This window comes from Streptomyces sp. CNP082, assembly GCF_059570535.1.
Map to the genome: position 1 here is coordinate 45,912 of NZ_JCANSZ010000037.1, position 12,367 is coordinate 58,278.

General features: G+C 70.6%; 12 protein-coding genes. 2 read left to right on the forward strand and 10 right to left on the reverse strand.

What is annotated here, in order from left to right; genetic code table 11:
* Window positions 1-62: 62 nt before the first annotated feature.
* Window positions 63-815 (forward strand): hypothetical protein, encoded by a 753-nt coding sequence (locus tag B124_RS25555; protein ID WP_496505301.1) that lies wholly within the window; start codon window positions 63-65, stop codon window positions 813-815.
* A gap of 168 nt (window positions 816-983) precedes the next feature.
* Window positions 984-1,796 (forward strand): MarR family transcriptional regulator, encoded by an 813-nt coding sequence (locus B124_RS25560; protein ID WP_496505302.1) that lies wholly within the window; start codon window positions 984-986, stop codon window positions 1,794-1,796.
* A gap of 66 nt (window positions 1,797-1,862) precedes the next feature.
* Here B124_RS25560 and B124_RS25565 read toward each other — a convergent pair whose 3' ends face one another.
* The 10 genes from B124_RS25565 to B124_RS25610 all read right to left on the reverse strand — a co-directional run bounded on the left by B124_RS25565 (window position 1,863) and on the right by B124_RS25610 (window position 11,838).
* Window positions 1,863-4,409: an ABC transporter substrate-binding protein gene (locus B124_RS25565; protein WP_496505303.1), complete on the reverse strand. Its 2,547-nt coding sequence runs from the start codon at window positions 4,407-4,409 to the stop codon at window positions 1,863-1,865.
* A gap of 190 nt (window positions 4,410-4,599) precedes the next feature.
* On the reverse strand, window positions 4,600-4,812 hold the full coding sequence (locus tag B124_RS25570) for a hypothetical protein (protein ID WP_496505304.1): 213 nt from the start codon (window positions 4,810-4,812) through the stop codon (window positions 4,600-4,602).
* Window positions 4,813-5,057: 245 nt separating this feature from the next.
* Window positions 5,058-5,903: a hypothetical protein gene (locus tag B124_RS25575; protein ID WP_496505305.1), complete on the reverse strand. Its 846-nt coding sequence runs from the start codon at window positions 5,901-5,903 to the stop codon at window positions 5,058-5,060.
* 295 nt (window positions 5,904-6,198) lie between these two features.
* The gene (locus B124_RS25580) at window positions 6,199-6,456 is read right to left on the reverse strand and encodes a hypothetical protein (RefSeq protein ID WP_496505306.1); all 258 of its coding nucleotides are present in this window, start codon (window positions 6,454-6,456) and stop codon (window positions 6,199-6,201) included.
* Between the two features lie 175 nt (window positions 6,457-6,631).
* A complete protein-coding gene (locus B124_RS25585; RefSeq protein ID WP_496505307.1) occupies window positions 6,632-7,063 on the reverse strand; it encodes a hypothetical protein in 432 nt (143 codons plus the stop codon).
* Between the two features lie 361 nt (window positions 7,064-7,424).
* On the reverse strand, window positions 7,425-7,772 hold the full coding sequence (locus B124_RS25590) for a hypothetical protein (RefSeq protein ID WP_496505308.1): 348 nt from the start codon (window positions 7,770-7,772) through the stop codon (window positions 7,425-7,427).
* A gap of 40 nt (window positions 7,773-7,812) precedes the next feature.
* Window positions 7,813-8,316: a hypothetical protein gene (locus B124_RS25595; protein WP_496505309.1), complete on the reverse strand. Its 504-nt coding sequence runs from the start codon at window positions 8,314-8,316 to the stop codon at window positions 7,813-7,815.
* 103 nt (window positions 8,317-8,419) lie between these two features.
* The gene (locus B124_RS25600; RefSeq protein WP_496505310.1) at window positions 8,420-8,770 is read right to left on the reverse strand and encodes a hypothetical protein; all 351 of its coding nucleotides are present in this window, start codon (window positions 8,768-8,770) and stop codon (window positions 8,420-8,422) included.
* Between the two features lie 83 nt (window positions 8,771-8,853).
* Window positions 8,854-10,674, reverse strand: coding sequence for a VWA domain-containing protein (locus B124_RS25605; RefSeq protein ID WP_496505311.1), 1,821 nt, complete (start codon window positions 10,672-10,674; stop codon window positions 8,854-8,856).
* Between the two features lie 81 nt (window positions 10,675-10,755).
* Window positions 10,756-11,838 carry an AAA family ATPase gene (locus tag B124_RS25610; RefSeq protein WP_496505332.1) on the reverse strand — a complete coding sequence of 361 codons (1,083 nt, stop codon included), beginning with the start codon at window positions 11,836-11,838 and terminating at the stop codon, window positions 10,756-10,758.
* Window positions 11,839-12,367: the final 529 nt, after the last annotated feature.

Here is a 12,367-nt window from a genome sequence, read left to right on the forward strand (position 1 = left end):
CACCACCCGATGAGGCCGCCCGGACGCTCCGCGTCCTGACCGCAGTGCTATGCGCGGTCGGAGTGCTCGCGCTGGTTTTCACCGCGGTCAACGTCACCGGCTTCGCCACCAGCCGCGGCATCCCACTACCGATCGCCATCCTGCTCGACCCCATGATCAGCCTCGCCCTGGCCACCACCCTCTACGCCGACGCCCGCCTCGCCGGCTGGGGCCTCCCCCCACCAGCCTGGTCAACCACCATGCGCTGGGGCGCCAGCCTGTGCGCAGCACTGATGAACACCTGGACCTCCCTCTGGCCCGACGGACACATCGGCCTCCCCCACCACGCGGACCCAGCCGCGGTACTGCTCCACCTCACACCCCCGCTACTCCTGATCGCCCTGGCCGAGACCATCGCCGCCTACCGCCGCATGCTGACCGAGCTACACCACCGCACCCCACCCGCACCCGCCACCGCACCCGCACCTGACCCACCCCGCACCCACACGCACCCGCCCCCGCCGCCCCACGAACCCGCCGCAGCGGCAGCACCCTCCGCACCCGCAGCCGCCACCAACACCCAGGCGCACCCGGACCCGACCACCTCCCACCCCCAACCCCGGCACGTGCACCCCACAGACCCCGACCTGTTCGCACGCGCCTTGGCCCTGGACACCGCATGGCGCGCACGAACGGGCCAACCGGTCTCCATCCGCCAACTCCGCCGCCAACTGCACCTCGGACAGCAACGCGCCCGCACCTTGCGCACCCGCCTGGACAACGCGCACCCAGCAGGTGCACCCGCACCCGACACCGCACCCCCGACATCTCTGTGACCAGGAGCGATCCGGCGCTTGACGAACACCTAAGAGTCGAGCGTCCATAGTCGCGGGCCGACCGGAACCACCCGCGATGCGCACGCAACCGGCAGCCCCACGCGGCCACCCACACGGCCGCACCCCGGCCGGGGTCCACCCACCGAACCACCACGGGAGACCCCACCCATGACGAACCAAACAACCCCCCACCACGACCCAACCCCCGAACCAGACACCCAAGACACCCCGGACCTCACCGGTCCCGCCGCAGACGTATTCACCGCCCTGACCGGCAGAACCGACTGCACCGCCGCCGAACTGGCCCGCACCACCGGACTGGCCCGCTCCACCGCCACCAAAGCCCTGGCACACCTGGAACGACACGGCCTCGCCGTACGCACCCGGGGCCAGCTCGAAGGCGGTCGCCGCACCCCCGACCGCTGGCAGCCCGCCCCGGAACGAGCAGCCCGATCCGACACCACGGAACACAGCGAGCCCACCGCCGAGCCGGACCCCAACCCGACACCCGCCCAGGACAACTCGGAGCAGAACGAGGCTGACGCGCCCCGCACCGACACAGCACAACACGCCGACAACACGGCTGCTGCCGTCAGGGACGGCCACAACGCCAACTCCAGCAATCACCCCAGCTCGACCGCCGAGACGGACGGGGCACAACCTCACGTAGATGACGCTCCGGCGACTCAGCAGACACCCGACAGGCCATCTGCCAACCCTGGCCCGGACACACGGCACACGCCCGCACCCCGTACCGGTCGGCTGACACCCGGGGCCCTGCGCGAGCAAGTTCTCAGGTACCTGCAAGCGCACCCCACCGAGGCATTCACCGCCACGCAGATCAGCCGGGCGATCGACAGAAGCTCCGGGGCAATCGCAAATGCCCTGGTCACCCTGACCGCCAAGGGACTGGCTGAACGGGTTACCGACACCCCCCGCCGCTACCGGCTGACCGACCCCCCAGGCGCCGACGGCAACTGACACCGCCACCGGTCCGTGCCCACCGCACCCGCAGCGGGCACGGGCCTCAATCACACCTCGCCACGACTACGGCTGTGCGGGGATGACACAGTCCTCCTCCCCGGCCGGGGCGCGCCCCGTCGGCCAGGCCACGCCCTCGAACGTCAGCTTCTTCGAGCCGGGCTCCAGGCGGACGACGGACAGCGCCTTGTTGTACGGGTTCCCGGCGTTCGTCAGGCATATCCACCCGGATGCTCCGTGCACGCGCAGTTCGGAGTTGAGCTTACCGAGGTCCTTGACAATCCGGTCGGCCGTCGGAACCTCCTGCTCGCTGGTGTGGACCGCCCGTGCCAGTGCCCGGGACGCGGTCAGGACGACGTCGTGCGTGACGATGGTCCGTCCGTCTTCGAGCGCCACCTCGCCGATGTCCCCGGCCTCCGCGATGTCCTGCCGCAGGGTGTTCATCGCGTCCTCGGTCTCCCTGAGGTACAGCGGCGGCTGCGCCCCGTTGTTCCGGTCCGGCTCCCGCTGCCACTCCGCCAGCTCCGCGTGCCAGGCGTCGGGGTGCGCGGGGGCGGCGTAGCGGATGGTCACGGCCGGCTTGCCGGACCCTGGGTCGCCGCGCAGCTGCGCGCGCTCCGCGGGGTCGAGGCGCCGGTCGAGCGTCGTGGCGTCGCTGCCGGTGATGACGGTGTACGACGTCTTCTCGCGGCAGTAGGTGTTGGCCAGCTTCTTGACGAACAGCTCCAGATGGAAGGCCCGGCCGGCGAAGTAGACCACCCGAGCGTTGGAGCGGCAGATGTTCCCGGCGAAGTCCTCGAACTCGTTCGGGGTGACGCCCGGCTCCTCGATGCCGGGAGACTCGAAGCGCATGTCCTGGACGCCCGTGCCACTGCCGGCATCGTCCCTGGCTTCAGTGAAGGCGTCCCGCAACGAGCGGTTGTAGTTGTCGTCCGGCCGGTAGTCAGCGACGAGCGCGGTCTCCGATCCCGCCAGCTCCGGGTCGAACGCGAGCAGGGAGCGGGCCTGGTCCCCGGTCGTGGACACCACGCGGGCGAGGCCGGGGTAGGGGACCTTCTCCGCACCCTCCGGATTGGCGAAGTCGTCCGCCGTCACCACGCTGGCAACTGCAGGGAGCCCGAGGTCTCTGGTCACGTACCGCAGGGCTTCCTTGGTCTCCGTCAGACTGAGGTTGAACCCCGCGACGACCCGTAAGCGGGGCTCGTCGTCCTCAAGCTGCCGGACCGTGTGCTCCCAGTGCCCGTAGCCGTGACCCGGGTTCGCCAGCACCAGACGGATGGGAGGCTTCGGAGCGTCGGCCCCGTTCGCCCGGGCCTGCGCTAGGTACGCCCCCTGCACCTCGCTCAGGATCTGCCGCTGCACCGCCGGGTTCCCCGACTCCATGGGGATCAGCAGGGCGACGGTCGCATGCTTCTCGTCGGCGACGGCCCGGTTCTGTTCCTCTATGCGCGCGAAAACCTCCGCCATACCCTCGACCTCGGGCATGAACACACCGGTGCCGTCGGAGACGCCCACGCACTCTCCGCCGCGCACCTCGAGGCCCTCGCCACAGCTCTCCGCCCCGCGGGTGAGGAGGTAGACGAGGTAACCGGTCAAGAGGATTGCCAGCACTAGCGTCCCCACGGCCACCGGGCCGGGAACGCGGCGGGACCGCCGACCGGTCGGGTGTTCTTCCTCGGCGTCCAGCACGACCTGGACCAGGCGACTCGGCAGAGGCTGGTCGTCATCCTCCACCAGCTGCGCTATGGCCGTCTCCCGGTCGTCGTACCGCTGGACGATCGCCTCGGCCAGGTCGTCCGACGGTACGGCGGGCCGCGCTCCCCGGCGGGGTGTGGCGCCGCCGCGTTGCGAGGTGGTGGTGACCACGGGGTAGACGCGGAGCTTGCGGGACTTCCCGCCGTACGCCTTGAGAAACCTGTCCCTGATGATCCGCCGAGCGGGAACGGTGTCCACATCCGGCAGCAGGATGATGGGGCGACGCGCTCTATTGAGGCGGCGCAGCATACCGTAATGCGCGTCGATGTCGGCTAACAGTGCTTGGACGAGCAGCAGTTGCTTCTCTTCCGCAGCCGCATCCCGCAGGTCGGCGAGCTTCTCGCAGACCGCCTCGAAAGTACGGAGTCCGGTGAACCGCTTCCTGCGGTACCAGCGCATTGTTCTGTAGTAGGGGAACCTGAAGGCGTTGATTCCCTTCAGCACCAGCACGACCAACCCCAGGCGTGTGCCGGCGTCGTCGTCCGGCAGCAGGGCATTCACCCGGGAGCGCAGGTCGGGCAGTATGCGCTGCCGCTCCTCGGTGATCGCCCTCTTGATCTGCTCCTTCAGCTCTCCGATCTGCCGCGGATGGTTCAGACCGGGCGCGGGCCGCCAGTCGTAGAGTGCCGTGCGGGCGGCCGCGAAGCGCGGGAAGATGATGGGCAGGCCGCGAGCCACCCGGCCGCCGTAGCCGCACCCCTCGGCGACCGCCTGCAACTGCTCGACGACCTGCTGCTCCTCGTCCTGGTCCGGCAGCACGCCGCTCGGATTGTTGATCGGCACGATGCCGCGATGGTTCTCGACGAGAGAGCGGAGCCACTCCGTGACAGGGTCGGACGCGCCCTCGACCTGAATCATCAGCGGACCCTGCCCACGCTGGAAACGAACCCGCTTTCGAGCGAATCGCCTCCTGAAGGTCAATTGCGCCAGGACCGCGTCCAAGTGCTGGTTCACCCGCACTCCATGGGAGAGGACGACGAACAGACGAATAGCAGAGCACTATAGAGCGCCAAGTGGCGCCAGCGGACCGGGAATTGGCTATTCCGCCTCAGCCCGAGACCAGGTGGAGGATCGCGGTGCCGTCCGGCACCGCCGCCACCTGCGGCACCACCGCCCAGGACTCCTTGCCGGGCGGCCCGTCGTCGAGTGCGACGGGGACGGCCGGTGCGACCGGTCCTCTACGGCGCCCATCGAGACGACTGTGCTGCGTAGCCGTCCCAGGCGGAGGGATCGACGCCCGCCCCGCGGCGCCGGCGTCCACCGCCCACTCCTGGGCCCCGGGGTCGAAGGCGGCGGCGAAGTGGCCGGGCCACTCCCACTCCTTGTCGATGTCCGTGCGGTCCGGCCGTCGCGGCGCCGCTGGGCCCGGCCCGGATCGGGGATCCGGGCCGGGCCGTTGACACGCGCGCTCCCGGCCACCTTGACCTGCTCCGATGAAACCGCGCTCAGCAGCACCAGAACACCGAGGTGCTGGAGCGGATCACCGCGCGACGTGGAAAGCGGTGGTCATTCGGCTTCCTCTTGGGGGCGGTTGCGTGCACTGGTGAGGATCTTGGTCCAGGTGCTGTAGCTGCTCGGCGGCGGGTCAGATCGCTGTTGCAGGTCTTCGATCAGCTCGGCGTTGGTCGCGTCGGGGCGCTCGGCGAGGAGCTGGCGGGCAAGGGTCAGTCGGTGGTCGCCGGCGTATGGGTGGCGGGCGTTGCGGCTGCCGGGTCGGCGGCCTCGGCGGATGGGTCGGTCTGCGCGGTGGTCGCGGTAGGCCAGGGCGCGTCGGCGATGCCATTTCGGGCGTTTGCGTCCGCTGGGAAGGTTTTCCCACTCGTCGGGTTCGGGCCAGCCGGGTGGTGGCGTCTTGACGGCCTTGCTGACGGTGCTGGTGTCCGAGTGTCCGAGGATGCGCGAGAACTCTGCCGGGCCGATGAAGTCGTCCTCAGGGGCGTCGGCTCCAGGCGGTTCGACGTCAGGCTGCTTGATGTCGTAGATCTTCATCCGCTTGCGGTTCCAGTCGTCCCATTCCTGTCCGTTCCAGCGGATGCGGCCTGCGATGCGTGTTCCCGGGGGGTGTCCGTTGGTGTTGCGCTCGCGCCAGAGTCGTTCGAGGTAGCGGATGGTGTAGCCGGTCTTCTCGGCGAGTTCGGCTCGGGTGAGCATGCCCTCGGGGTGACGTCGCTTCCTGTGCCACGTTTCCCAAGCGTCCTCGTCCCAGTAGAAGGTGCCGTGGAGCCGTAGGGCGTCGGGGTGGTCGTTGGTGTCGCGCTGGGTCCACCAGCGTTCGAGGGTGCTGAGGGCGTAGCCGTGCCGCTGGTGGATGTCGCGGCGGGAGAGGACACGCCTGCCGTCGATGGTGATCACGCGCTGTCCTCGTATCCTGGTGGGGCTCCTTGTGAAGGGGAGCCCGACGCCCGGCGCGGTTGCCCGCTTGCGCCGGGCGTCACCCTTGCCCGCTGTCGCGGTGCAGTTCCTTGTCTCCACCACCTTATTGAGTCGCGTTGAGGGGGGCTCACAGTCGGGCGGGGTTGGTCTGGTGTGTCCTGGGTCGGCGGGTGGCGGGGAGCGTCTGGCAGGTGGAGTTCTTCGGTGTGTTCATCCGTGGGCTTCGAAGGGGCGGCCCGCCGCGGGTGTTGCGGCGGGCCGCCGGGTGCGGGGGCTATTCGCCGTGGCGGAGTTCGTACAGCTCGGCCTGCAGGCGCATGGTGTGCTGCTGGCGCTGTTCGAAGTCGGCGGCGAGTGCGGCGGCTGCGCTGGCGGTGATCAGTGCGTTGCCGCCCTTGGCGGCCAGGTCGCGCATGGTGTCGGCGTTGTCTCCCATCCGCTCGCTGTGGCGGCGGAGCACGTCGGCGAGCGTGTCGCTGTGGGTGTGCAGCCAGTTTGCGGCCTGCTTCATGGCCTGGGTGTCGGTGGACATGTGTTGCCCTACTTTCTTGGCTATGGAAGGGTTTGTCCTGGCTCGGCGGGCTCCGCCGCGTCGTGCAGGGAGCCTGGGGCGCCCGGGGCATACAGGCTTGTATGGCCGGCCCCGGGGCCCGGGTTTGTCGTGATGGGGTGGTGGCCGGGGCGGGGTTGCCCGCCCCGGCTTCGGGTCACAGGTACCGGCGGGCGTATGCGGCAAGTCGGCTGATGAGCCGTACGGCACCGTCCCGGTAGGTGGTCTCACCGTCGCTGTGCAGGGTGTCGAGGCGCTGGGCCTCTCGCAGGATGCTGTGCGTGACCGCCTCCCGGCACCGGATGGTGCGGACGGCTTTGGTGCGGCTGCCGTCGAGGGAACGGCGGGCGACGAGGATCCTCTCCTTCTTCAGGTTGCCCTGGTCGAGGTGGCCGAAGCGGTACACGTGCCCTCCGATCCGCCGGTCCCAGACCTCGTTGACGGCGTCGCATACGCGGTATTCACGCTCACCGATCACGAACCGGCCAGGCACGTCAGCGGGTACGGGTGCTGCCGTGCCGGCCTGGTTATCGACGGGGCGCCGCTGGCGCGGGATGCGGGGGATGACGGGCTCGTTCAGGTCGTCCATTCGGTGCTGCCTCCTTGCTGTTGAAGGGGTTCCTCGGGCCGTTTCGTCCGAGGTGTCCGGTCGGGGGTTGCCCTCCCCTTTCAGACACTTTTATTGAACCCTGTTTTTCGGGTGGTTCAAGCACTGTCCGCTGGCGTGGCGGGGTGTTACGGACTGGAGGTTGATCCAGCGTGCCGCTATCGCCGGGGACTTCCGATTCCCGGTGTCGTCGACACCGCCTCGGTGTGATTCTCAACGCCGGGCAACGGCGGTGGCTTTCCTGCCGGGGTCACGGAGGGTTCGGTGTGAAGTCGACGCCACGGGCGTTGTCTGTTGCCGCCTGGGGGTGGCCGGCGGCTGCCCCGTGTGACTGGCGGGCGTCTCATGTCGCCGAGTGGTCGGGCGGGGGGATTTCGACGAGGGTGTTCAGGGCTCGGGCCAGGCGCAGGGCGAGGCTGGCGCCGTGGTCGGGGCCGTCGGCGTAGCCGCGGCAGATGGCGGGGGCGGGGGTGCCGAGGGTGGAGTGGCAGGGGATGTGTCCTTCGCGGGCGCGGGCGTCGCGGGCCATCTGCGCGACACGTCCCGCTTGGAGGTCGGCTTGGTTGCCGGGGTGGAAGATGCAGGTGGTGCAGAGGCTGGCGCACAGGCGTACCTGCCCGGTGATCGGGTCGGCGACATCGGCGTAGCCGGGCTGGCGGTGGGCCGGGACGTCCGGTTTGGTGGCTGTCACAGAGGCTCTCCTGTTATCTCGGGTGTGTGGGGGTGTCAGGTCACCGGCGGTGTCGGTTCCCGCAGCCGCGGTGGCCGCAGCCGCACGGCTCGGTTGCTGCGGCGCTGTTGCACTGGCACGGGCAGGCCCCGTTACCGCCCCGGGCGGATGTCAGCCCGCCCGGGGAAGGCGGGCAGTTGTCGGGCAGCAGCGCACGGTGCAGGTCGGGTGTCGTGTTCCGGATGGCCGCGGTGAGCAGGCCGGCGCGGGCCTTACGTGGGAGCCGGTCGAGGCTTTGCAGGCAGGGCGCCGCGTTCGGGTCGCCCGGGGTGATGCGGATCTTGCAGCGAGCGAGCAGTTGTGCGGCGGCCTCTGCTACGGCCCAGGCGAGGGCGGTCGAGTCCAGGGGTTCGCGTTCCTCGGCCGGCACGTGGTCTGCCGCGCAGGTCAGCAGTTCGGCCAGGGGTGGTTCTTCCCCGTTGACGGAGGAGGTGAGGAGTGCGCGGGCGTGCTGGAGGATCTGGTGCACGACCGTCGGGTGCTGTGGCGTGTCGATACCGGGCATGGCGGGGGTCCTTTTCGATTCGTGTCGGTCAGGGGTTTGTTCCTGGTCGGTGTGATCAGTGGGGGGTGAGGCCCGTACGGGTCTGCAGGGTGAACGACGCCGGTCACATCCCGGTGCGCCGTGCTGCGGCCTCCAGCAGACGGAGTCGTTCGGGCAGTGGCAGCCGGTCCAGGTCACCCAGCCGCGCGGGCAGGTCTTCGTCGAAGGGACTGGCCGTGCTCTGCGGGGTGGCGAGGTTGAGCAGGCAGGCGGCTGCCTCATCGACGACATGGCCGAGGGAGGGAGGGCGACTGCCGAGTTGGTCGTGATCGCAGAGTTCGACGACAAGACGGGCAAGCAGGTCGTGAAGGTCCGGGGACTCGTAGGGGTGGGCGGCGAGACGTTCGTGGGCTTCGGCGAGCAGAGCGCGGACGGCGGCGGTGTGGGTGTTGGTGCGTTCAGCGGACGACGTCATGGTGCTGGGTTCCTTTGCTGGGCTGGTCGGTTCGATGTCCGGTAGACGGAGTGCCGCCCCGGGCCGGGGCGGCACCGGGTGTGTCAGGGGTTGGTCGCGGCCAGGGCGGTGGTGGCGGCTTTGCCGATCGCGGTGGCGGCTTGGGCGGGGTCGGCGAGTTCCAGGAGGGTGGTGCCGGGCAGGGGGCGGGGGTCGGGGTCGAAGGCGAGCCAGAGCACCGCGCACCCGGTCTTCCGCAGGGCGGTGATGCGTCCGGCCGCCCGGTCGGCCTCCGCGGTGCGGTAGTAGCCGTCGGAGGCGATCACGAGCAGGCGGCCCGCGCCGGGCTGGGTGAGACCTGTTCCCGCTTCCAGGGCGTCGATGGCCTCGCCGAGGCTGTGGCCCATCCCGCTGGCGTCGAAGTCGGTGACCCGGGCGGGGGAGCGGCCGGGTGTGGTGATGGCGGTGATCGATTCGTCGTAGGCGACGGTGGCGCTGTGGGAGTCGGGGTCGGTGAGGGCGGTGGCCTTGGCCACGATCCAGGCCGCCGAGGCGATCGGTGCGGCGGCGACGTCCATGGATCCGGAGACGTCGACCGCGATGCCCACCCGTAGCGGCGGGGTCACTCCTGCCCGGTGCACGGTGTGCACCCAGGGTGTCGCGGTGGGGATCGCGCCCGCGGCTTTCTGTGCGTCGCGGGCGAGGGCTTGGCGCATGTTCAGGCGTCCGGGCGGGGCGGCCGAGGCGGTTTGTGTGGTGGTGCGTTCGCGGTAGGCGGCGGCCCGCAGTGCGCGGGCGAGTTGCCCGGCTGCCGACTTCTCGGCGCGGGTGGGTGGGCGGGTGCCGGTCACCGGGGAGCGGCAGATTCGGGAGTTCGCCTTGCCGGGGGTGTAGGGGCGCCCGCCGGGGGCGAAGACCTTCTCGGCGGTCTGTGCTGCTTGCCGTGCGTGGGCGGCCCGGGCGGCTTTCGCGCGTGTCCGATCTGTTCGGGCGGCTGCGGCTTGTGCCTGTGCTGCGGCCTGGGCGGCGTCGTTCGCGGCTACGGCAGCAGTCGCCTTGCCGATGGCCTCGGCCAGTTCGCCCTGATGTCCGGCGGTGGGGTCGGGGGTGGGTTCGGGGGCGGTCGGGTCGGTGCCGAGGGCCTGGCACCAGGCGCGGGCGTGGTCCAGCATGGCCTGGCTGTCCTGGTCGGCGGTGGTGTGGGCGGCTGTCCAGATCGCAGTGAGGGTGTCGAGGAGGTCGGGGCCGAGGGTGCCGGTGACGAGGGTTTCCAGCGCGTCGGTTTCGTCCTCGTCGAGGATTCCGGCGTCCCGGCGGGCGAGGATCAGCGCGGCTGCCGCTGCTGCCTGCCACCGGTCGGTAGGGGTCTGGCTGGTGAAGCCGTCGAAGACCAGGGTGTGGACTGCGGCCCGCAGGAAGCGCCGGTCGCCGGGGCGGCGGGCAAGGTGGGCGTGCTCGGCGCGGGATTCCTCCAAGAGCTGGGCCGCCATGTCCAGGGCGGTGCCGCGCAGCGGGGGCGGGGTCGTCCAGCGGGTGTGGGCGGCGTGCGCGGCCTCGTGGGTGAAGGCGCCCCAGGCGACGGGGTAGTTCTCCTCGTCACCGACCCGGGTGGGATCGATGGCGGCGGGCGCCGTCGGGGCGAACAGCGCGGCATCGATCTCCAGTTGCGCCATGGTGGGGAAGAAGGCGGCGGGGGCGCCGGAGCGGGTCCCGTGCTCGCAAGTGACGATCACGTCCTCGCGTCCGGCGAGTTCCGGGAGGCGTTCGGTCAGAGCGGCGGCGATGCGCAGCCACTGCCCGGCCCGTGGTGCAGGCGGGGGTTCGAAGGCGGGGCCGCCGTCGTCCTCCCAGCGGACCAGGGCCTGTTCGGTTTCGGACACAGCGGGCGGGGTGTGCTGGACGTGGGCCTGGGCGTGGGTCGGCATGGCGCAACGGGTTCCCTTCACACATGGTCGGTCGTGGGCTGGGTGATCCCGGGCCCGGTGCTCGGCCGGGCCCGGCGGGGGTCAGAGCTGGCGGCCGAGGGCCAGGGCGGTGACCGGGCGGCCGAGGGCCTTGGTGACGATCTCGGCGACCGTGTCCCGGTCCTCCAGCGGGGCGACGCCGATCAGGTTGGCGAAGGCCGCCTCGGTGCCGAGGACGTCGGCGATCTTCTGAAAGGCGATCAGTTCCCGTAGCTGGGGCGCCCAGCCGACGTCCCCCGCCTGCCGGAGGGTTGCCAGGTTGCGGGCGATCCGCACCGCCGCCCGGTTGACCTTCAACGAGGCGGCCAGGTCGTAGTCGGAACCCACCTGGATCTGCACACTGAACCGGGAGGCCAAGGCTTCGGTCAGGACCGCACCGTGAACACCCGGGTTATGACCGGCGATCACATAGAACCCGTCGGCGGCCGTAATCGTTTCGCCCTTGTGCGCCTTGACCTGGATCTGCCTGCGCCCGTCCATCGCCGGATACAAGGCCGCCAGCACCTTCGGCGAGATGAGCGTGGCGTCGTCCAGCAACAGGGCACGGCCCTCGGTCATGGCATTCACCAACGGCCCGTAGACGAACTCGTAGCCGCCGTTGGCGTCCTGGGTGTACTCGCCGATCAGATCACCGACCGTGGTGTCACCGTCCCCTGCCACCGTGATCAGGTCCGGGAACGCCGCCTCGATCAACGACGTCTTCCCCGTCCCCGGCGGCCCGTACAGCAACACCGCCACCTGCGCCTGGCGCAGCCGCCGCAGCGCCTCCACGTCCGGCAGTTCCGCCAGCGCCCTCGGGTGGTATTTCTGCCCGTTCGGGCGGACGACCGGCACCGGCCGCCCGCCCGGCGGCGGGGACGCAGACGCCTGCTGGGAGGTCCGCCGCGGCACCTGAGTGGTCTGGCCCGAGGCGGGCCGAGGTGGCGGTGCGGTGTGCCGGGCGGCGGCAGCCGTCGCCGATGTCGCCTGGTACCTACGGGGCGTGGAACCGGCCTGGACCGCCTCGCCCCGGCTCACCAGCGTCTCGCATGCGTTGCCGACCGCGCCGCCCGAATGCCCCAGCCGCCGCGCCAGGTCCGTGACCGTGAACACCGTCCCCGGACTCGCCGCCAGGACCTGGGCGATCCGCGCACGCAGTTCACCCGGGCGCGCCTTGGCGGTCGTTCCGGGCGCAGGACGGGCGGGCGCGGCGGGGGGATGCGGCGCGGGAGGGGCGGACTGCTGCCCGGCGGGGCCGGAAGGCGGGGAAGCGGGCGTGGCGGTGCTCGTCATCGAGACATTCCTTTCACCAAGAACAGGGGCGCCGCAGCCGAAAACGTTTGGCATTTTGGGCGCACTCCACCCGTCATTCGTTTTCGGGCGCACCCCATCGGCGGGATTTCCATTCCCGGACTTCCCGGGAACAATTCAAATATAGCTCGGCCCGCGCCCCGCCTGAAGCCACTTTCGGGCTTGAAAATGCTGGAATTCCCGTGAATTCACGACCGCATTCCAGGGGTTTCCACTACGGCGCGACGCAAAGCGTCGTGCCCGGTGGCCCTGCACGACCGATTCCCAGGCGCGCCGCACGTGCCGACATAATGGCGCACCGATTACAGGCACGGCGGCGGCCCGGCACGGCGGCGGCCCGGCACGGCGGCGGCCCGGCACGGCG

Excerpts from the sequence above, each read along its gene's own strand:
- B124_RS25565 (WP_496505303.1), bottom strand. The coding sequence starts at position 4,409 with ATGATTCAGGTCGAGGGCGCGTCCGACCCTGTCACGGAGTGGCTCCGC.
- B124_RS25595 (WP_496505309.1), bottom strand. The coding sequence starts at position 8,316 with ATGCCCGGTATCGACACGCCACAGCACCCGACGGTCGTGCACCAGATC.
- B124_RS25585 (WP_496505307.1), bottom strand. The coding sequence starts at position 7,063 with ATGGACGACCTGAACGAGCCCGTCATCCCCCGCATCCCGCGCCAGCGG.
- B124_RS25605 (WP_496505311.1), bottom strand. The coding sequence starts at position 10,674 with ATGCCGACCCACGCCCAGGCCCACGTCCAGCACACCCCGCCCGCTGTG.
- B124_RS25600 (WP_496505310.1), bottom strand. The coding sequence starts at position 8,770 with ATGACGTCGTCCGCTGAACGCACCAACACCCACACCGCCGCCGTCCGC.
- B124_RS25580 (WP_496505306.1), bottom strand. The coding sequence starts at position 6,456 with ATGTCCACCGACACCCAGGCCATGAAGCAGGCCGCAAACTGGCTGCAC.
- B124_RS25560 (WP_496505302.1), top strand. The coding sequence starts at position 984 with ATGACGAACCAAACAACCCCCCACCACGACCCAACCCCCGAACCAGAC.